The sequence below is a fragment of the Nocardia sp. NPDC058666 genome (assembly GCF_042714895.1).
Lineage (GTDB): Bacteria > Actinomycetota > Actinomycetes > Mycobacteriales > Mycobacteriaceae > Nocardia.
Window position 1 is genome coordinate 130,669 of record NZ_JBHXRY010000009.1, and the last position, 18,272, is coordinate 148,940.

Consider the following 18,272-nt stretch of genomic DNA (forward strand, 5'->3'; position numbering starts at 1 on the left):
GCGGCAGACCTGGTGCTGCCGCAGCGTTTTCACGCCAAGGTCGAGATCCGCTGGTCGGATATGGACGTGTTCCAGCACGTCAACCACGCCCGAATGGTGACCCTGTTGGAAGAGGCACGGATTCCGTGGCTGTTCGACGACGACAAGCCGACGGCGTCGATGGGGCGCCAGGGTTGTGTGCTGGTCGACCTGCACGTGAAGTACCGCGGGCAGTTGCGGCACGAGGACACACCGCTGGATATCGCGATGTGGGTCAAGCAGTTGCGCGCGGTCGATTTCACGATCGGCTACGAGGTGCGGGCCAACGGCGCGGCCCCCGATTCGCCGCCCGCGGTCATCGCGACCACCCAGCTGGCCGCGTTCGACATCGACACCCAGCGTTTGCGCAGGCTCAGCGAGACCGAACGCGACTATCTCGCGTTGTGGCGGGCCTGATTTCGTGAGTTCTGAACAGCGGGTACTGCACACACCCGACCCGGCGGAACGCGAGAACCTGGCGACGTTTCTCACCCGCGCTCTCCGCCTCGACCCCGCCGCGGTGGTTCGGCTGCGGCGGCGCGGCTCCAGTCTCGTCTCCGCTTGGGTGACAACAGGTTTCGAGACCCTGGCAGTGCGCACGATCACCGCCGAACTCGGGGTCGACGATGTCACCGTCGGAGCCGACATGGTCCTGGCGGGATTGAGCACCGGTCATCCGATCGACCTCGGGTACTCGATGGATTCCGCATGGCGGGGCGCGCTGCCGCCGACCGACGGCTTCACCCACGTCGACGATGTGCCCGCTCGGACGCTGGTCGAGTTGGCCGAGCGTGGGGCCGAGGTGGCCCGCGATCACGGTGGTCCCAAGGGGCCGCCCGCTTCGCTGCTGGATCAGTCGGTGCTCACCGTGACCGGCGCGGACGATCTCGAGGTTCAGGTCCCGATGCGGGTCGTGTTCGCGCTCACCGCGATGGACTTCATTCCGCACGCGGGGGAGAAGACTGAGTCGCGGCGTATTCAGCCGTCGGAGTTGGTTCGGGTTCGGGCCACGCGGACGTGGTTGCGGTTGGATGCCCGGTATGGGTCGGTGGCACGGCGTCTGGGCGGCGGGATTCCTTTGTCGCCCAGCTGAATTGCTGCCGTGGCGGATTGGGGTCGCCCAGCTGAATTGCTGCCGTGGCGGATTGGGGTCGCCCAGCTGAATTGCTGCCGTGGCGGATTGGGGTCGCCCAGCTGAATTGCTGTCATGGCGGATTTTGGGTTTGCAGGGTGCCGCTGCCGCCCGCCGGGCATGGGTGGTGCGGGCTTAGTGGTTTGGGGTCAGTGAACGCCCACCAGTCGCAGCAGGGCCGTTGTCGTTGCCGCGGCCAACACGGTGACCAGCAGTGGAGCGCGGCGCCAGGCGAGCAGGCCGCCGACGGCGACGCCCGCGGGTAGCGCGATGCCCATGTGGTCGGAGCCGGTGGGCAGGGTCGCGGTGGCTACCAGGGCTGCGAGCAGGATGAGGGCGCCGGTGTCCAGCAGGTGTATTGCCTTGGGGGACAGACGTAGTCGATGGCGCATGGCGGGCCCGGTCCAGCGCAGGGCGTAGGTTCCCACGGCCAGCGCCAGCATGGCGGGGAGCAGGTACGGCGCGCTCATGTCGTTTCCGTACTGATCGAAGCGGCGGTCGGACGAAGAGTCATGCCGCTACCGCCTCGGTCACGGGCGCGGGCGTGCGCAACGCGAACACCAGTCCGCACAGTGCGATCAGAATCGGCAGACCCGCCGGCACGAACGGCGCGACCACCACTGCCACTGCGGCCCCGACCAGCACCGGACGCAACGTCGCCCGGTCGCGCAGCGCGGGCAGGATCAAGGCCAGCAGGATCACCGGGAACACCGCGTCCAAGCCGAGCGCGGAGGTGTCGGGCACCAGGGAACCCAGCGCCGCACCGAGGGTTGCGCCGAGCGGCCAGCACAGCGCCACGCCGATCCCGCAGGCCCAATACGCGGCGCGTTTGCGTTCAGGATTGCCCGGTGCCGCGGCGAAGGCCGCCGATTCGTCGTTGAGCATGTGGATGCCCAGCGCGCGTTTCCAGCCCTGCCCGAACACTTCCGGCGCCGCCAATCCGTACGGCAGATGCCGTGCGTTGAGCAGCAGACCGGCCACCATCGCCGCCAGGGGACTGCCACCGGCCGCGACGATGCCGAAGAACAGCAGTTCCGACCCGCCCGCCAGCACCGTCACCGCCATCACGATCGGCATCCACATCGGGAACCCGGCCGCGATCGTGGACGCACCGTAGGACACTCCGAACAGGCCAACGGCAAAGCACGCCGCGGCTACGGCAGCCGCGGTTCCCCGGTCGAGTGTTCGCCATATCGAACGCATGTTGTTTATAGTGAACGCTGAGGGTGGGTAAAGTCAACGCGGTATCGCACGGCCCCAGGAGGCGTAGATGGACCGGCAGGACCCTGTCGTCGGACCGCCCCAGGCGGTGATCGCGGCCGCGCTGCGGCGTGAACGCGCGCGTGCCGGGCTCTCGCTGACCGAGGTGGCCAGCCGGGCGGGTGTGGCGAAATCCACACTGTCGCAACTGGAATCGGGCACGGGCAATCCCAGCCTGGAAACCCTGTGGGCACTGTGTGTCGCGCTGGAGATGCCGTTCTCCCGGCTGCTTGATCCCCCGCGCGCCAACGTTCAGGTCATCCGCGCCGACGAGGGTTCACCGGTCCCGTCCGCGGATGCCGACTACCGGGTGACGTTGCTCGCAGCGGGCCAATCGCTGACTCGCTGCGACGTCTACCGCATCGCCGCCGAACCCGGCCACATCCGCCGCTCCGACCCGCACACCCCCGGCGTGGTCGAGCACGTCGTGCTCGCGGCAGGTCATGCCATGGCAGGCCCGGCCGACGAGCCCGTGGAGATGCGCCCCGGCGACTACATCCGCTACCTGGGCGATCTCCCGCACATCTTCGAAGCCCTCGAACCGGGAACCTGGGCCACGATGGTGATCGAGAGCGCCTGAACCGCCGGTGTCAGGCGGCTCCCTCGCCCAGATACTGCAACCAGATCGGATCCAGATCGGCGGTGGTCGACAGCAGCCGCCAGTGCGGTCCCTTGGGCGAGACCAGCGGGTGGCGCAGGTGCCAACCCAGATCGACCAGCATCTTGTCGGCTTTGCGGTGATTGCAGGGGGCGCAGCTGGCCACGCAGTTCTCCCACGAGTGTTCGCCGCCGCGACTGCGGGGGATCACGTGGTCGATGGTTTCGGCTTTGCCGCCGCAGTACCCGCATCGGTAGTGGTCGCGATGCATGAGCGCGGCGCGGGTCATCGGCACGCGGGCGCGGTAGGGCACGCGCACGTAGGTGCGCAGGCGGATGACGGACGGAATGGCCACTGCCGAGCCCGCGGAGTGCAGGACCGGGCCTTCGGGGTCTTCGTGGACAGCGTCTGCTTTGGCGCAGATCAGCAGCACGACGGCGCGGCGCGCGGACAGCGCGGTGAGTGGCTCGTAGGTGGCGTTCAGGAGCAGGACCCGGCGTTTGCGCCATGCGGCGGCGTCGTGGTCTCCGGCGAGATGAAGGGGCGCGGGGATATGGGTGTGATCGGACAGGATGTGCAGCGGAACAGCCCCCGAGCCCCGATTGTGGACGTCGGCGGGCTGGAGTTGTCGGTGCGCACGCACCTCGTGTGAACGAGTGCTGGGTCGCTGCTTCATCGTGGTGACCTCAATTTCATGATTGGCAGGATCATGTGGTATCTGGGGCCGATACTGCCCTCAGTTGACCATGGTTCCGGCGGTATTGCACGGCTATTTTTCAAACTTCCGGGTGAACTGTGGTTGAAGGGCAGCGCGTTCGTGACCGAGCCGTTCGGAGCGCGGCGAACCGGGGCACAATGGAGCGCGTGACTTCCGGTGAGCAGACAACGACCTCCTTCTACGAAGCCGTGGGCGGCGCGGAGACGTTTCGCCGTCTGGTGTCGGTGTTCTATCGCGAGGTCGCGGCCGACGAGATCCTGCGACCGCTGTACCCGGAAGAGGACCTCGGTCCGGCTGAGCGTCGATTCCGGATGTTTCTCGAGCAGTACTGGGGAGGTCCGCGCACCTACTCCGACGAGCGCGGGCATCCGCGGCTGCGCATGCGGCACAACCCGTTCGTGATCGGTCCGCTGGAACGCGACGCGTGGATGCGGTGCATGCGGATCGCCATCGGCGAGATCGAACCCGCGATCCTGGACGACGAACATCGCAAGGCCCTGCTGGACTATTTCCAAATGGCCGCATCCTCCTTGCAGAACTCGACGATCTGACCCTCGCGGGCGGCCCCACCCAGCGTACGGGTGCCCAGTGTTCGCTGATGTCGAGAACATGGCCGCCCGATTTCGCGCCGATGCCGTCTTTTACCACGATGTAACGCTGCGGCGTGGCGAACGCTGGCAATTTGCCAGATTCGCAGAAAGTCTCGCCTCAGATGATTAATGTCGGCGACCTTTGGCAATATTGCACGTGTGACACAGACACCTGCCTCGCTGGTGCCGGGGGAAGCAAGCACCGCTCCATGGTGGAAAACGGCCGTGTTCTATCAGGTCTATCCGCGTTCGTTCGCCGACTCCGATGGTGACGGGGTCGGTGATCTGGGCGGGGTGCGCGAGAAGATGGGGTACCTGGAGTTATTGGGCGTCGACGCGTTGTGGATCTGTCCGGTGATGCGTTCACCGCAGGCCGACGGCGGGTACGACGTGTCCGATCCGCGCGATATCGACCCGCTGTTCGGTGGGCTGGAAGCACTGGACGCGTTGATCGCCGAGGCCCACGATCGCGAGATCAAGGTGACCATGGACCTGGTGCCCAACCACACCAGCGTCGAACACGCGTGGTTCCACGCCGCGGTGGAGGCGTCGCCGGGCAGTCCCGAGCGTGCCAGGTACATCTTCCGCGATGGTCGTGGGAAGAACGGCGACCAGCCGCCCAACAACTGGCCCAGCATCTTCGGCGGCCCGGCGTGGACCAGGGTCACCGAGGCCGACGGCACCCCGGGCCAGTGGTACCTGCACATCTTCGCGCCCGAACAACCCGACCTGAACTGGGACAATCCCGAGGTCGCCGCCGATTTCGAGAAGACCCTGCGCTTCTGGCTCGACCGTGGCATCGACGGGTTCCGTCTCGACGTCGCGCACGGCATGGCCAAGCCCGAAGGCCTGCCCGATATGGCCAAGGTGCAGACCAAGATGTTGGTCAACGACGACGACGATCCCCGCTTCAACAACCCGGGTGTGCACGCGATCCACCGCCGCATCCGCACGGTGCTCGACGACTACCCGCAGGCGGTGTCGATCGGCGAGGTGTGGGTCGACGACAACGTCCGATTCGGCGAATACGTGCGCCCCGACGAACTGCACCTGGCGTTCAATTTCCGGCTGGCCGAGACCCCGTTCGCCGCGGACAAGGTCCACGAGGCGATCACGCACTCCCTGGACGCGGTCGCCGCCGCGGGCGCGCCGCCCACCTGGACGCTGTCCAATCACGACATCGCGCGCGAGGTGACCCGCTACGGCGGCGGCAAAACCGGTGTCGCGCGGGCGCGCGCGATGATGATGGTCGAACTCGCCCTGCCCGGCGCGGTGTTCATCTACAACGGCGCCGAACTGGGCCTGCCCAATGTCGACGACCTGCCCGAAGACGTTCTGCAGGACCCGGTGTGGCAGCGATCGGGCCACACCGAGCGCGGTCGCGACGGGTGCCGGGTGCCGATGCCGTGGGAGGGCGCCACCACCCCGTTCGGTTTCACCACCGGCAAGCCGTGGCTGCCGATCCCCGCCGATTGGGCCGATCGCACCGTCGAAGCGCAACTGGAAACCCTGCACTCGACACTGTCGCTGTACCGGTTGGCGATCGACCTGCGCGGCACCCGACCGGAGTTCGGCGGGCAACGCATCGAGTGGTACGGCAGTCCCGACGGGTGCCTTGCCTTCCGTCGGCCGGGCGGGCTGATCTGCGTGCTCAACGCCTCGGAGAACACGATCCAGCTGCCGCCGGGCGAGGTGTTGCTGTCGAGCGCGCCGGTCACCGACGACCGGCTGCCACCGAACGCGGCGGCCTGGTTGGTGTAACCGGCCACGGACACGCGAGGCGGAAACCGGTGGCCGGAGGATGAACTACTACACAGCATCGTCTACCGTGGCAGCGTGAGCATTCTCGAGACAGTGCTGATCTTCGTCGGCATCCCGGCCGCGATCTACTTCGCGATCGCGGGCTTGTCCTATCTCGGTAAGCCATTCTCCGGTGAGAAGCCGGCCCACTTCGCACTCGGGCAGAAGTGGACCCACCGGCCGGTGCTGTGGAGTGCTACCGATGAGGTGACCGCCGCGGCGGGTCACCACACCGCCGAGCCGCATGGCAGCCATGCGGCTCTCGAAACCGCGCATGCGGACCTGATCGGAGGCCGGGCAAGTGGCAAGTTCTAATTGGCCCGCGGTGGTCGATGCCGACCTGCCGCACGGGTTCGTGGTGACCAGCAGTGGCCGCGTGTCCGGTGTGCACGAGCCCGGTGCGATGTTCGACGAGGTGCCGTTCACCGATCGCGAACGGGTGGCACTGGACAACGCGCTCACCGAGGCGACCCGCGCGACCAAGGTCCGCTTCAACATCTACCTCGGTGACCTGGGCACCGATCCGGCGGCCGGTGCCGACGCGATCCTGCCCAACACCCCGGAGTCGGCACACTCGGTGCTGATCGCGGTGTCCCCGAACCAGAGTGCGATCGAGGTGCGTTCGGGTGCCGATGTGGCCGAGCGTGCCAACGACCGCATCTGCCAGCTCGGCGTCACCGCCGCGTCGGCCTCGTTCCGTCAGGGCAACCTGATCGACGGCCTGATCTCCGCGGTCCGCGTGATGTCGGCGGCGATGGGTCGCTAGTACTTCTTCGACCGTGCGGCGCGTTCACTGTGAAAGGTGAACGCGCCGTTCGTGTTCGCGGGGAGAGGTTGCTCGGTCACCGTGGGATGCCAGGCCGGGCACGGGGTTCGCGTAACCTGGTCCGCGGTCTATCGGCAGTCGGCGTAGTGGGGGGAACTTGTACAGACGTATCGCTTCGGTGTTCGTGGCGGCTTGCCTGGCGTTGACCGCTTCGGCCTGCGCCGACGACAGCACGCCGGTCGAATTCGCCGCGGCCGCTCCTTTGTCGGAGTTCTACAACCCCAGCGCGGAATCGATTCCGGGACCGCGTGGTTCGGTGATCCGTTCGCAGCCGCTGTCCGGGTCGCACGCCGTGCCGGGGGCTCGCAACTTTTTGACGCTGTACCGATCGCTGGACGCGCAGGAACGGCCGGTCGCGGTGTCGGGGACGCTGGCGGTGCCCGAAGGTGTTGCGCCCGAAGGTGGTTGGCCGCTGATCTCCTGGGCGCCCGGGAGTACCGGGGTCGCCGATGTGTGCGCGGCGTCGCGGTCCGAAGGTTCCACGCCGAGTCGGGACGAGCAGGCCCGCTGGGTTGCCGAAGGGTACGCGGTGGCCAGGACCGATTATGTGGGACTGGGCACGCCCGGCGATCACGGCTACCTGATCGGCGAGACCGAACATCGCGCGATGGCCGATATCGCTACCGCGGCACGGGAAGTCGACAAATCCGTCGGCGCGCGTTGGGTGGCGATGGGGCACTCGCAGGGCGGTCACGCGGCCCTGTTCGCCGCCGCGGACTCCGCCGGCTGGGCCCCTGCCTCGCCGCTGCTGGGCGCCATCGCGCTCGCGCCGGCTTCGCATCTGGGCGAACAGGTCCGCATGGCGAAGTGGGCGGCGTCGAACCCGCTGGGCAAACTCGGCACGGGCGATATCTCGATCTACGTGCCCCTGCTGGTGCGCGGCGCCCAGACCATCACCGACGTCGATCCGGCACGCTTCCTCACCGACCGCGCCCGTTCGCTGCTGCCGGTCGCCGACGCCGAATGCACCGGCGGACTGCGCGATCAGTGGGGCGGACTGTCGCCGAAGGACGTGTTCACCTCCGACGGTGATGCGTCCGGGCTGCTGCGCGTTCTCGACGACAACGACCCGGGTGGCCTGCGATTCACCGTGCCGGTGCTCGTGCTGCAGGGTAAGTCCGATCTCACGGTTCCGCTGGCATCGACCGATGACATGGTTCGCGAACAGCAGGGGCGTGGGGAATCGGTCGACTACCGCAAGTACGACGACGTCGACCACAGCCACATCGTGTCGGCGTCCTTCGCCGATGCACTGAGCTGGGCAGACAAGCTTTTCTGAGTCTTTGGAGCGCTGGCGCGCTCGAGCGGGGCCCTTCGGGCCCCTGATCTTCCCTCCCTCCGGGTACTCCTTCGTCGCACCCTCCACTCAGTCCAGATCAGGGCGGGCCCCTTGAAGAGACGTATCGGTGCGCTCGAGCGGGGGCCGGTTCGGGTTACGCCCAGAGCAGATGACCGCGGGGATTCGGCTCGCGAGTTCTACGCTGGCGGGTATGGGCGAGCACAGCGGGTTGCGGGTGATTCCAGGCGGACGTGGGGAACGGCAGCCTGAACCTCTGTGGCGTGAGGCGCTGGGCGAACGCCTGCGTGCGCTGCGCTTGGAGCGGGGCTGCACGCTGGTGGATACCGCAGGTCGGGCGGGTATTTCGCCGCAGTATCTGTCCGAGGTCGAACGGGGGCGTAAGGAACCGTCGAGCGAGATGATCGCGGCGCTCGCGGGCGCCCTTGGCACTTCGTTGGGTGAACTTGTCGCCCAGGTGGCGGAATCGATGCGCAAGTCCGCGCTGGTGCCCGCGCGTGCGGTGGTGTTGGGCGGGCAACGTCAGATCGCGCCGATCAGGTCCGTTCCGATGGCCCCGAACGCGGTCTTGCTGGCCGCCTGATCGGCGGATCAAGATCACCAGGCTATGAGGGATTTTCTCTCTCGCGCGATGTTTGCGTAGTTGCCTGGTGATCAATTGTCCAGGTCGGTGCGGCTCAGGCTGTGCGGACCGAAGCGATCTGGCTGCGGAGCAGGTCCACGATCGCGCTGACCGGCAGTTCGGGGTCGATCGCGCGTTGCACGCCCAGGCCGATGCCCATCGAAAGTAATTGCAGCGCAGCGTCTTCCGGCGACATCGTGAGCTCGAGCCCGTGCTCGTCGGCTTGTGCGCGGACCACCGTGGCCAGCATCGCGGTGAGGCCGCTTCGCCGTTTCGCGAGCTCGGTGCGCACCTCGGGCATGTGCCGGGTGCTGGTGGCGAACTCGACTTCCAGCGCGGTCCAGCCGACATCACCGATGTTCTCGTCGGCCCACCGCGCGAAACCTTCGATGCGCTCGGCCATGGTGTCGTGCGCCAGCATCGCGGCGATCAGCGACTCCGCGCGCTGCACGTGCACCACGTCGAGCACGGCCAGGCCAAGTTCGTGTTTGGTCGCGAAGTTGGAATAGACCGCGCCTTTGGAGAACCCGGCCTCGGTGGCGACCTTTTCCAGCGAGGTCACGTTGTAGCCGTCGGCCAGGAACAGGCGGGTGGCCGTTTCGACCAGACGCTCACGAGTGAGTGCGTGCGACTCCTTGCGCGTCATCCTGGCCATGTGCGGGAGTTTAGCAAATGGGCTACCGTTGGAACTCGAATACCTTTAGTATTCGAAACATGACTACACGACGTGGCGTGGCCATCGGTTGCGGAGGGCTGCTCGGTTTCGCCTGGACCGCCGTCGCCCTCGACGCCGTCGAACGCGCGCTGAACTGGGATATCCGCACCGCCGAGGTCTTGATCGGCACGTCCGCCGGCGCCGAACTCGTCGCCGCACTGGGCTCGGGCCGCACACCCACCGACCTGCTCGCGGCCCTGGACGGCACCCCCGACGCCGACCCGATCCTGGCCGCTCACGTCGCCGTCGACCCGGGCAAACTCCCCCCGCCGCCCGCCCTCGCGTTCCCCGCCATCGGCCTGGTCGGCGCCGGCCTGCGCACCCGCTCGCCCTACACCGCACTGGCCGGCCTGCTCCCGCGCGGGCGCGGCGACGCGGGTTGGCTGCGCCGGTACGGCCAGGCGCTGGCCGGACCCGACGGCTGGGTCAGCCATCCCGCGACGTGGGTAGTCGCCGCCGACGCGACAACGGGCGAGCGAGTGGCTTTCGGCGCCAACGCGCACGACATCGCCGAAACGGCGAAGGGTGCGCGAGCCCCCGCTGACGTGCGCGATGCGGGAAAGGGTGAGCGAGCCGCCGTTGATGTGCGCGATGTGGCGAAGGGTGCGCGAGCCGCCGCTGATGTGCGCGACGAGGCAACCGGTGGGCGACGCGTCGGCGCACAGGACGCGGTCGACATCGGTGACGCGATCGCCGCCTCGTGGGCGATTCCCGGCTGGTTCCCGACCGTGCGGATCGGCGGGCGCGACTATGTCGACGGCGGTTCGGTGTCCTCGGTCTCGGCCGATCTGCTGGCGCCGTTGCAGCTGGACGAGGTGGTGGTGATCGCCCCGATGACCTCCGAAGGTGGCGCGCCGGCCACCGGCGTCGACCGCGTCGAGCGACTGCTGCGCGCACAGATGACCCGCGGCCTCGACCGCGAAATCGCCCTGCTCCGGGCCGCGGGCACCCGCGTGATCCGCGTCGAACCGGGCCGCGAGGAACTCGCCGCGATGGGCCCCAACTTCATGGACGCCGTCCGGCGCCCCGCCACCCTGGCCGCGGCCCGTCGCGCTATCGATGAGCGGGTCGCCGCCGCGATCCACACGGCCGACCGGGTATCCGCATGATCGGCAACCAAGTTTCGACCAGTTGCGTTGAGGCCGTGCGGTTCTCGCGCGCCCACGCCGTTGGCTCTGTTTCGCTCGAAGGAGAAATCTGATGACTGTGCACCACGAAGTAATCGTGATCGGCGCCGGCATTTCCGGCATCGCGGCCGCGATCAAATTGGCCGAGGCCGGCGTCGACGATGTCGTGATCGTGGAGAAGGCGCACGCGTACGGCGGCACCTGGCGGGCGAACACCTACCCGGGTTGCGCGTGCGATGTGCCGTCGGGGCTGTACTCGTTCTCCTTCGCGCCCAACAGTGAATGGTCGCGGCTGTTCGCGACCCAGCCGGAGATCCTCGAGTACGTGGACAAGGTCGCGCGTGAGCACGGGCTGGTCGAACGCACGCGCTTCGGCGTCTCGGTGGTGGGCACCCGGTGGGACGACGCCGCGAACCTGTGGCGGGTCGAGACCGACCAGGGTGAGATGACGGCGCGTTTCGTGGTGTCGGCCGCGGGCCCGTGGAACGAACCCAACCTGCCGTCGATCCCCGGCCTTGCCGACTTCCCCGGCGAGGTCTTCCATTCCGCCCGCTGGAATCACGACTACGACCTGCGCGGCAAGCGCGTCGCGGTGGTCGGTTCCGGTGCGTCGGCGGTGCAGTTCGTGCCCGCGATCGCGCCCGACGTCGCCCAGCTGCACCTGTTCCAGCGCACCGCGCAGTGGGTGCTGCCCAAGCCCGACCATCGGGTGCCCAACGTCGAGAAGCGGGTGATGCGACGAATCCCGTTCGTGCACAAGGTTTTGCGCTCGCTCGAATACGGCATGATGGAAGGTCTGGGTGTCGCGTTCCGGCATCCGCGTCCGCTGATGCAGGTCGTGCAGTCCATCGGTTCGGCGTATCTGCGTGCGGTGGTGCGTGATCCGGAACTGCGCGCCAAGCTCACGCCGGACTACCTGCTGGGCTGCAAGCGAATCCTGTTCTCCAACAACTACCTTCAGTCGTTGACCCGCGAGAACGTCGACGTGCACGCCACCGCGGTGCGGGAATTCCGGGGCAACACCGTGGTCGGCGCCGACGGCACCACCGCCGAGGTCGACGCCGTCATTCTCGGCACCGGCTTCCACATCCTGGACTCCCCGCTGTCGGATGTGGTGGTCGGCGCCGACGGCCGCACCATGGCCGAGCACTGGAAGGGCTCGCCCGAGGCCTATCTGGGCACCGTCACCACCGGGTTCCCCAACTCGTTCACGGTGCTGGGCCCCAGCTTGGGCACCGGGCACTCCTCGGCGTTCGCGATCCTCGAAGCCCAGGTGGCCTACCTGACCTCGGCCATCTCCGCCGCCCGTCGCGAAGGCTGGGCGGCCCTGGACGTGCGCCCCGAGGTGCAGTCGGGCTACGTCGACCAGGTGCAGGAAGCGCTGGCGACCACCGTCTACAACGCGGGCGGCTGCCGCAGCTACTACATGGACGTCAACGGCCGCAACAGCTTCAGCTGGCCCTGGTCCACCGGCGAACTCACCTCCCGCGTGAGCACGTTCGACCCCGCCGACTTCACCATCACCCACGCCGCGACAGTCTCCGCATGAGTCGACCTACCAGCGAAACCGGGTCACCACGCCATGAGTAGTCCCCCGATCGATCTCGCCGAGATACCGGTCGCTTCCACTCGCGCTACCTATTCGGTCGCGCACGTATGTACTCGACGAGAGGCCACGACATGACCTACCCACGGATCGACCTCGAAGGCGCCACCATCGCGATCACCGGTGCCGCCCGCGGCATCGGACTGGCCACGGCCAAAGCGTTCATCGAGGCCGGCGCGTATGTCGCACTCGGCGATCTCGACGAAGCGCTGGCCGTGCAGGCCGCCGCCGACCTCGGTGATCACGCGATGGGTCACGCTCTCGACGTGACCGACAAGTCGTCGTACGCAGCATTTCTCGACGCCACGGCGCAGTGGCGCGGGCTGCCGCTGGACGTGCTGGTGAACAACGCCGGCGTGATGCCCAACGGCGCGTTCCTGGAACAGTCCGACCGGATCGACCAGCTCACCATGGACGTCAACGTCTACGGCGTCATCCACGGCATGCGACTGGCGCTGCCCGGCATGGTCGAGCGCGGGTACGGGCACGTGGTGAACGTGGCGTCGCTGGCGGGCAAGTTCCCGCTGCAGGGTTTGGCTGTGTACAACGCCAGCAAGTTCGCGGTAGTCGGTTTGACCGCGGCCACCCGCCTCGAGATGGAAGGTACCGGCGTCAGCGTGAGCACGGTGCTGCCGTCGGCGGTGCGCACCGAGCTCAGCTCCGGCATCGACCTGGGCTTCCTGCCCACGGTGGACCCCGAGGACATCGCCGCCGCGGTGGTGCGCACGGTGAAGACTCGGGCGGGCGAGACGTCGGTTCCCGGGTATGTCGGGGTGTTGGCGAACGCGCACGGGCTCATCCCGGGGCCGGTCATGCGGGCCTTCCGCAAGGTGGCTCACGATGACGCCGCGATCTCGCGGGTGGACGACGATGTGCGTCGGGTCTACCTGGATCGCATCGAAAAGCAGTGAGTGTCGAGTAGTCGCGCCACGCAGGACCGCCTGCGCCCGGCGTAATCGACCACTTCGTCGCGTCCGAGTCGATATTTTCGACTGAACGCGGCTGAAGTGGTCGATTACGCCGGACAAGCTCGACGCCCACCGGACGCGTGCGCCCGGATCGATCACTGCAGTCCGGTGGTGGTGGCGTCGTCGGCGTGGAAGGGATGGAGTTCGACTCCGTCGAGTACGCCCGCCGCCGAACCGTCTCTTCGAGTTGCGGCCGCTCACTCCCGTTCGTGCAGGACCTGGTCGACCAGGCCGTAGTCCAGTGCGGTGTCGGCCGTGAACACGCGGTCGCGGTCGGTGTCGCGGCGCAGGGTTTCCGGGGTCTGGCCGGTGTGCCTGGACAGGATCGCCTCGATCGCCGCGCGCATGCGCACGATTTCGTCGGCCTGCAGGATCAGGTCGGGGATGGTGCCCTGGCCGCGAGTTGCGGGCTGGTGCAACACGATTCGGGTATGTGGCAGCATCGCGCGGTGTCCGGGGGCGCCGCCAGCGAGCAGGACCGCGCCGACCGCGATCGCCTGGCCGACGCACGTGGTGTGCACGGGGGCTTTGATGAAGCGCATGGTGTCGTAGACCGCGAGCATGGCGGACAGGTCGCCGCCTTCGCAGTTGATGTAGAGGCTGATCGCCTGGCCGGGGCTGTCGGATTCCAGGTGCAGGAGTTGGGCGATGAGGGCGTTGGCTACGCCGGAGTCGATGGGGGTGCCCAGGTAGACGATGCGTTCGCTGAGCAGGTGTGAGTAGATGTCGGTGATCCGCTCACCGCCGCCGGGGTGCTGGGACACCACGTTGGGGATCGTGTAGGTCATGCGCTGGCCTTCCGGAGGTAGCTGAACGACGTGGAGTACGGGAGGTCCGCTGCGGCGAGTCCGCCACCGAACGGCACCGAGGCGACGATGCGCTGTGGGCCATGTTCGCGGTGCGTGGCAGCGAGTACCTTGCGTACCAGTGACGGGAACCTGTGTGCGGCAGTGTTTTTCATGCGGTGATTCCGATGCGGTGCCGGTTGGGCACGACCTGGTCGAACGATTCGACGATGTGGTCGATGAACCCGTATTCCAGTGCCTGGGGTGCGGTGAACCAGCGGTCGTGCAGGGAGTCCTCGTAGATGCGGTCGAAGGGTTGGCCGGTGTCGGCGGCGATCAAACCGAGCACGGTGTCGACGGTGTAGCGCAGGTCGTCGGCCTGGACCTCGACCTCTACCGCGCTGCCGCCGATCCCCGCCGAACCCTGGTGCATGAGGACGCGGGCGTGCGGGAGGGCGTAGCGCTTGCCGGGTGCGCCGGCGGAGAGTAGGAATTGTCCTGCGCTGCAGGCCAATCCGAGGGCGAGAGTGGAGACTTCGCAGGGGACGAGGCGCATCACGTCGCGGATCGCCAGCATCGACGGGACGGAGCCGCCGGGGGAGTGGATCCACAGGGAGATGCCGGCTTCGGGGCTTTGGGCGCCCAGGGTGAGTAGTTGGGTGATGAGCAGGGTGCCGTTGTCGTCGTCGAGGGGGCCGTCGAGGACGAGGATGCGGCGGGCGAACAGTTGTTCGCGGGCTCGCCAGGTGAACATCGGGGTCTTGTCGTCGTGTGCCATGAGTCCACGGTGCCTCGCGGACACCATGTTTCGCCGCGATCGCTGCCCTCAGCAGATCTGCTCACGGCAGCGAGCCGACTTCACGTCGCGCCTAGCCGTCGAACCCGGCGTAATCACGCAATCGGCCTGCCGAGAATCAGTTTTCTGACTGTAAGGCGACGAAGTGTGTGATTGCGCCGGGTGCGGGCCGCGGATACGGCCGAGAGCCCGGTGTGCGAAGTCGCAGCACCGGGCTCTCGGGTCCAGTTACCTACTTGGCGTCGAATTCTCTTGCGCGGAGGGAGCGTTCGATGCCGGAGCGGCCTTCGGAGACCAGGCGGTACAGGGCCGGTGGGTGGTTGCCTGCGAGGAACTCGTCGGCTTTGGTTACCGCTTCTTCGGTGATTGCCCAATGGGGGTACAGGCCGATGACCACTGTTTGGGCTACTTCGCTCGAGCGGCGGTCCCAGACTGCGGGGATGTCGGCGAAGTACTTGTCCATGTACGGTGCCAGCAGTTCGCCTTGGCCTGCGGGGGCGAAGCCGCCGACGATGGCGCGGGCGGTGATGTTGGGGACGGAGTCGTCGGCCATCACGGTGTTCCAGGCCTTGGCCTTGGCCTCGGGGATCGGGCGGGCGGTGGCGGCGGTGGCCGCTTGGCGCTTGCCTGCCGCGGTCGGGTCGCGCTGGAGTTCGGCGTCGATGGTGGGGGTTTCGATGCCGTCGGCGTCGATGCGGCCGCCTGCCGCCAGCGCGGTGACCACGCGCCAGCGCAGGTCGGTGTCGATGGTGAGACCGGCCAGGCCGGCCGCGGCGGGGTCGCCGTCGAGCAGTTGCGCCAGCACGTCGAGGTGGCGGGCTTCCAGCTTCGAGCCGGTCAGCGCGTTGACGAAGGCCAACTGGTGGTCCGAACCGGCCTCGGCGTCGCGGGCCAGTTCGAGTAGCCGGTCGGCGAATCCCGGCCAGCCTTCCGCGTCGGCCCACGCCGGATCGGCGTAGCTGGCGATGGCGGTGTTGGCCTGCATGAGCAGGCGCTGCACCACGCCGATCTCGGTTTCGGAGCCGATGCCGCGCTGCACGAGCGCGACGAAATCGCGGGCCTTCATCTCGGCCTGCCGGGTCATCTCCCACGCTGCCGACCAGGCCAGGGTGCGCGGCAGGGAGTCGGCGATGTCACCCACGCGCTGCACGACCACGTCCAGGGATTCGGGGTCCAGACGCAGCGAGCAGTAGGTGAGGTCGTCGTCGTTGACCAACACCAGCGCACCGCGCGGCACACCGACCAGTTCGGGTACCTCGGTGCGCGGGGCGGCGTCGAGGTCGAGCTCGACTCGCTTGGTGCGCACCAACTTTCCGTCGACATCGTCGTAGACGCCGATCGCGATCCGGTGCACGCGGTACTCGCCCGCGCCGGGCGCGGCGCCTTCCTGCGCGACCGCGAAGCTCGAGAAGGTCCCGTCGTCGGCGACGGTGAAATCGGGGCGCAGGATGTTCAGGCCGGTGGTCTTGAGCCACTGCGCGCCCCAATCCGACAGATCGCGGCCCGACGCCTTTTCCAGCGCGGCGAGCAGATCGTCGAAAGTGGCGTTGCCGTAAGCATGTTCGGCGAAGTAGTCGCGCAGACCGGCCAGGAACGGCTCCAGTCCGACGTAGGCCACCAGCTGCTTGAGAACCGAAGCGCCCTTGGCGTAAGTGATTCCGTCGAAGTTGACCTCCACCGCGTGCAGGTCGGGGATGTCGGCGGCGATCGGATGGGTGGAGGGCAGCTGGTCCTGACGGTAGGCCCAGGACTTCTCCACATTCGCGAAAGTGGTCCAGGCACTGGTGTATTCGGTGGCCTCGGCCTGGCACAGGACCGAGGCGAAGGTCGCGAACGACTCGTTCAACCACAGGTCGTCCCACCACTTCATGGTGACCAGATCGCCGAACCACATGTGCGCCATCTCGTGCAGCACGGTCTCCGCGCGACGCTCGTAGGACGCGCGGGTCACCTTGGACCGGAACACGTAATCCTCGAGATAGGTGACTGCGCCCGCGTTCTCCATCGCGCCCGCGTTGAACTCCGGCACGAACAGCTGGTCGTACTTGCCGAACGCGTAGGGCACACCAAAGTTGTTGTGGTAGAACTCGAAACCCTGTTTGGTCTCGGTGAACAGCCGTTCGGCGTCCATGTGTTCGGCCAGCGACGCACGGCAGTACAGGCCGAGCGGGATATCACCGCTGGCATCGCTGAACGTGTCCGTCCACTTCGCGTACGGGCCCGCGATCAAGGCGACCAGGTAGGTGCTCATCCGCGGCGTGGTGGCGAAGGTGTGGCGCACGACCGCGCCGATCTTCTCCTGCTCGACCTCGGCGCCATTGGAAATGACTTCCCAGTCGTCGGGCGCGGTGGCCACGACGTCGAAGGTGGCCTTGAGGTCGGGCTGATCGAAGCAGGCGAACATCCGCTTGGCATCGGCGGTCTCGAACTGCGAGTACAGGTAGACCTTGTCGTCGGTCGGATCGACGAACCGGTGCAAACCCTCACCGGTATGCGAGTACTCGCACTCGGCCTCGACAATCAGTTCGTTGTCCTCGGCCAGGCCCGCCAGCGCGATCCCGGTCGACTCGTCGTAGGCGCTCACGTCGAGGGCAACCCCATTGAGCACCGCGGACCGCACTCGCAGCGCGACCAGATCGATGAACGTGCTCGCACCGGGCGTAGCGGTGAAGGTAACGGTGGTCTTCGATCCGAACGCGTCCGACACCTCAGACCCCGCACCACGCGGCTGATCGGTGAGGTCGAGTTCGATCTGGTAGTTCCGCACAGCCACCACGGCGGCACGCTCGACCGCTTGATCGCGGGTGAGATTCGGGGCAGACATTGATCTCCTTCGCTCTTCGACGAACACGGCTCTTCGGCGTCCACAATGCCACCCTCGCCACGGCGGCGCGCGCGAGTTATCGGCGCGGTGGTGTCGGCTCCTGGTCAGCCGAGTACATTCCCGATGACCACGAACGATCGTGGTCGCTCGATCGGCGCGCTGGTGCCACGCTCGTAGGGAATCTCGTGATCGTCTGGACCCGCTGGGGAATCTTGTTCTTTCTGCTCATCCCGGTGGTGATCTTGCCCGCGCTCGCGGCCGAGGAGGCGTTGATCGGTGGGCCGGTGCGCGGCGCGGGCGCGTTCCTGTTGTTCGGGGTGAACGCGCTGATTGTCACCGTGGTGTGGGCGCTGCTGTGGTACCTGATCGACGGGCTGGAGAAGCCTCGTCGTCTGGAGGTCGTCAGTGCCGACGGCGCGACCATGGTCGCGGTGACCCATCCCGAGACCGGGGAGCCGATCGAGTACGCGCCGTCGTCGTCGCTGTTCTTCATTCCGATCAAGTACCTGCCCGTGGTGGCGGGTGCGGCCAGCTTCATCGCGCTCGTCGCCGGTGCCACGCTGATGGTCGCGGAATAGGCGACGGTATCG

21 protein-coding genes are annotated in these 18,272 nt (G+C 67.4%); 13 read left to right on the forward strand and 8 right to left on the reverse strand.

The genetic code is table 11. The features are described from left to right. Window positions 1-9: 9 nt before the first annotated feature. Together ACFWVD_RS20450 and ACFWVD_RS20455 are read left to right on the forward strand one after the other, a co-directional pair. Window positions 10-435, forward strand: a complete 426-nt coding sequence (locus tag ACFWVD_RS20450) for an acyl-CoA thioesterase (RefSeq protein ID WP_379245134.1) — start codon at window positions 10-12, stop codon at window positions 433-435. Between the two features lie 4 nt (window positions 436-439). Further along, on the forward strand, window positions 440-1,111 hold the full coding sequence (locus tag ACFWVD_RS20455; RefSeq protein ID WP_379245014.1) for a hypothetical protein: 672 nt from the start codon (window positions 440-442) through the stop codon (window positions 1,109-1,111). A gap of 188 nt (window positions 1,112-1,299) precedes the next feature. Here the strand turns inward: ACFWVD_RS20455 and ACFWVD_RS20460 are convergent, their stop codons facing one another. Together ACFWVD_RS20460 and ACFWVD_RS20465 are read right to left on the reverse strand one after the other, a co-directional pair. Beyond that, a complete protein-coding gene (locus tag ACFWVD_RS20460; RefSeq protein WP_379245016.1) occupies window positions 1,300-1,620 on the reverse strand; it encodes an AzlD domain-containing protein in 321 nt (106 codons plus the stop codon). Window positions 1,621-1,660: 40 nt separating this feature from the next. After that, entirely contained in the window at window positions 1,661-2,353 is a 693-nt protein-coding gene (locus ACFWVD_RS20465) for an AzlC family ABC transporter permease (protein ID WP_379245018.1), read from the reverse strand. Window positions 2,354-2,420: 67 nt separating this feature from the next. On the opposite strand from ACFWVD_RS20465, the gene ACFWVD_RS20470 reads away from it, so the two are divergent. Continuing rightward, on the forward strand, window positions 2,421-2,990 hold the full coding sequence (locus ACFWVD_RS20470; protein WP_379245020.1) for a helix-turn-helix domain-containing protein: 570 nt from the start codon (window positions 2,421-2,423) through the stop codon (window positions 2,988-2,990). A 10-nt stretch (window positions 2,991-3,000) separates the two neighbouring features. Here ACFWVD_RS20470 and ACFWVD_RS20475 read toward each other — a convergent pair whose 3' ends face one another. Beyond that, window positions 3,001-3,684: an HNH endonuclease gene (locus tag ACFWVD_RS20475; RefSeq protein WP_379245022.1), complete on the reverse strand. Its 684-nt coding sequence runs from the start codon at window positions 3,682-3,684 to the stop codon at window positions 3,001-3,003. Window positions 3,685-3,863: 179 nt separating this feature from the next. On the opposite strand from ACFWVD_RS20475, the gene ACFWVD_RS20480 reads away from it, so the two are divergent. The 6 genes from ACFWVD_RS20480 (at window position 3,864) to ACFWVD_RS20505 (ending at window position 8,822) form a co-directional block, all read left to right on the forward strand. Beyond that, the gene (locus ACFWVD_RS20480; protein ID WP_379245024.1) at window positions 3,864-4,277 is read left to right on the forward strand and encodes a globin; all 414 of its coding nucleotides are present in this window, start codon (window positions 3,864-3,866) and stop codon (window positions 4,275-4,277) included. A gap of 168 nt (window positions 4,278-4,445) precedes the next feature. Then, window positions 4,446-6,077: a glycoside hydrolase family 13 protein gene (locus ACFWVD_RS20485; protein WP_379245026.1), complete on the forward strand. Its 1,632-nt coding sequence runs from the start codon at window positions 4,446-4,448 to the stop codon at window positions 6,075-6,077. Between the two features lie 75 nt (window positions 6,078-6,152). Further along, window positions 6,153-6,431 (forward strand): hypothetical protein, encoded by a 279-nt coding sequence (locus ACFWVD_RS20490; protein ID WP_379245028.1) that lies wholly within the window; start codon window positions 6,153-6,155, stop codon window positions 6,429-6,431. Further along, window positions 6,418-6,882 carry a DUF5130 domain-containing protein gene (locus ACFWVD_RS20495; protein WP_379245030.1) on the forward strand — a complete coding sequence of 155 codons (465 nt, stop codon included), beginning with the start codon at window positions 6,418-6,420 and terminating at the stop codon, window positions 6,880-6,882. The genes ACFWVD_RS20490 and ACFWVD_RS20495 overlap by 14 nt, the downstream gene beginning before the upstream one ends. A gap of 157 nt (window positions 6,883-7,039) precedes the next feature. Further along, a complete protein-coding gene (locus ACFWVD_RS20500; RefSeq protein WP_379245032.1) occupies window positions 7,040-8,221 on the forward strand; it encodes an alpha/beta hydrolase family protein in 1,182 nt (393 codons plus the stop codon). Between the two features lie 211 nt (window positions 8,222-8,432). Next, entirely contained in the window at window positions 8,433-8,822 is a 390-nt protein-coding gene (locus ACFWVD_RS20505; RefSeq protein WP_379245034.1) for a helix-turn-helix domain-containing protein, read from the forward strand. Between the two features lie 94 nt (window positions 8,823-8,916). Here the strand turns inward: ACFWVD_RS20505 and ACFWVD_RS20510 are convergent, their stop codons facing one another. Continuing rightward, window positions 8,917-9,516, reverse strand: a complete 600-nt coding sequence (locus tag ACFWVD_RS20510) for a TetR/AcrR family transcriptional regulator (RefSeq protein ID WP_379245036.1) — start codon at window positions 9,514-9,516, stop codon at window positions 8,917-8,919. A 59-nt stretch (window positions 9,517-9,575) separates the two neighbouring features. Between ACFWVD_RS20510 and ACFWVD_RS20515 the strand changes: the two genes are divergently transcribed. The 3 genes from ACFWVD_RS20515 (at window position 9,576) to ACFWVD_RS20525 (ending at window position 13,220) form a co-directional block, all read left to right on the forward strand. Further along, window positions 9,576-10,685: a patatin-like phospholipase family protein gene (locus tag ACFWVD_RS20515; RefSeq protein WP_379245038.1), complete on the forward strand. Its 1,110-nt coding sequence runs from the start codon at window positions 9,576-9,578 to the stop codon at window positions 10,683-10,685. Window positions 10,686-10,776: 91 nt separating this feature from the next. After that, on the forward strand, window positions 10,777-12,252 hold the full coding sequence (locus tag ACFWVD_RS20520; protein ID WP_379245040.1) for a flavin-containing monooxygenase: 1,476 nt from the start codon (window positions 10,777-10,779) through the stop codon (window positions 12,250-12,252). 131 nt (window positions 12,253-12,383) lie between these two features. Further along, on the forward strand, window positions 12,384-13,220 hold the full coding sequence (locus ACFWVD_RS20525; RefSeq protein ID WP_379245042.1) for an SDR family oxidoreductase: 837 nt from the start codon (window positions 12,384-12,386) through the stop codon (window positions 13,218-13,220). A 254-nt stretch (window positions 13,221-13,474) separates the two neighbouring features. Here the strand turns inward: ACFWVD_RS20525 and ACFWVD_RS20530 are convergent, their stop codons facing one another. The 4 genes from ACFWVD_RS20530 to pepN all read right to left on the reverse strand — a co-directional run bounded on the left by ACFWVD_RS20530 (window position 13,475) and on the right by pepN (window position 17,682). Further along, window positions 13,475-14,065 (reverse strand): ClpP family protease, encoded by a 591-nt coding sequence (locus tag ACFWVD_RS20530; protein ID WP_379245044.1) that lies wholly within the window; start codon window positions 14,063-14,065, stop codon window positions 13,475-13,477. Further along, the gene (locus ACFWVD_RS20535) at window positions 14,062-14,238 is read right to left on the reverse strand and encodes a hypothetical protein (RefSeq protein WP_379245046.1); all 177 of its coding nucleotides are present in this window, start codon (window positions 14,236-14,238) and stop codon (window positions 14,062-14,064) included. Before ACFWVD_RS20535 ends, ACFWVD_RS20530 begins: the two co-directional genes overlap by 4 nt. Further along, window positions 14,235-14,840 (reverse strand): ClpP family protease, encoded by a 606-nt coding sequence (locus ACFWVD_RS20540; RefSeq protein WP_379245048.1) that lies wholly within the window; start codon window positions 14,838-14,840, stop codon window positions 14,235-14,237. Before ACFWVD_RS20540 ends, ACFWVD_RS20535 begins: the two co-directional genes overlap by 4 nt. A 250-nt stretch (window positions 14,841-15,090) precedes the next feature. Continuing rightward, window positions 15,091-17,682: an aminopeptidase N gene (gene pepN, locus ACFWVD_RS20545; RefSeq protein ID WP_379245050.1), complete on the reverse strand. Its 2,592-nt coding sequence runs from the start codon at window positions 17,680-17,682 to the stop codon at window positions 15,091-15,093. A 185-nt stretch (window positions 17,683-17,867) separates the two neighbouring features. On the opposite strand from pepN, the gene ACFWVD_RS20550 reads away from it, so the two are divergent. Next, window positions 17,868-18,260, forward strand: coding sequence for a hypothetical protein (locus tag ACFWVD_RS20550; protein ID WP_379245052.1), 393 nt, complete (start codon window positions 17,868-17,870; stop codon window positions 18,258-18,260). The last annotated feature ends 12 nt before the right edge of the window (window positions 18,261-18,272 follow it).

Coding starts and splice junctions, on each gene's coding strand:
- ACFWVD_RS20535 (WP_379245046.1), bottom strand. CDS start 14,238: ATGAAAAACACTGCCGCACACAGGTTCCCGTCACTGGTACGCAAGGTA.
- ACFWVD_RS20510 (WP_379245036.1), bottom strand. CDS start 9,516: ATGGCCAGGATGACGCGCAAGGAGTCGCACGCACTCACTCGTGAGCGT.
- ACFWVD_RS20530 (WP_379245044.1), bottom strand. CDS start 14,065: ATGACCTACACGATCCCCAACGTGGTGTCCCAGCACCCCGGCGGCGGT.
- ACFWVD_RS20470 (WP_379245020.1), top strand. CDS start 2,421: ATGGACCGGCAGGACCCTGTCGTCGGACCGCCCCAGGCGGTGATCGCG.
- ACFWVD_RS20515 (WP_379245038.1), top strand. CDS start 9,576: ATGACTACACGACGTGGCGTGGCCATCGGTTGCGGAGGGCTGCTCGGT.
- ACFWVD_RS20485 (WP_379245026.1), top strand. CDS start 4,446: ATGTCGGCGACCTTTGGCAATATTGCACGTGTGACACAGACACCTGCC.
- ACFWVD_RS20540 (WP_379245048.1), bottom strand. CDS start 14,840: ATGGCACACGACGACAAGACCCCGATGTTCACCTGGCGAGCCCGCGAA.
- ACFWVD_RS20480 (WP_379245024.1), top strand. CDS start 3,864: ATGGAGCGCGTGACTTCCGGTGAGCAGACAACGACCTCCTTCTACGAA.
- ACFWVD_RS20520 (WP_379245040.1), top strand. CDS start 10,777: ATGACTGTGCACCACGAAGTAATCGTGATCGGCGCCGGCATTTCCGGC.
- ACFWVD_RS20475 (WP_379245022.1), bottom strand. CDS start 3,684: ATGAAGCAGCGACCCAGCACTCGTTCACACGAGGTGCGTGCGCACCGA.
- ACFWVD_RS20465 (WP_379245018.1), bottom strand. CDS start 2,353: ATGCGTTCGATATGGCGAACACTCGACCGGGGAACCGCGGCTGCCGTA.
- pepN (WP_379245050.1), bottom strand. CDS start 17,682: ATGTCTGCCCCGAATCTCACCCGCGATCAAGCGGTCGAGCGTGCCGCC.
- ACFWVD_RS20460 (WP_379245016.1), bottom strand. CDS start 1,620: ATGAGCGCGCCGTACCTGCTCCCCGCCATGCTGGCGCTGGCCGTGGGA.
- ACFWVD_RS20505 (WP_379245034.1), top strand. CDS start 8,433: ATGGGCGAGCACAGCGGGTTGCGGGTGATTCCAGGCGGACGTGGGGAA.
- ACFWVD_RS20525 (WP_379245042.1), top strand. CDS start 12,384: ATGACCTACCCACGGATCGACCTCGAAGGCGCCACCATCGCGATCACC.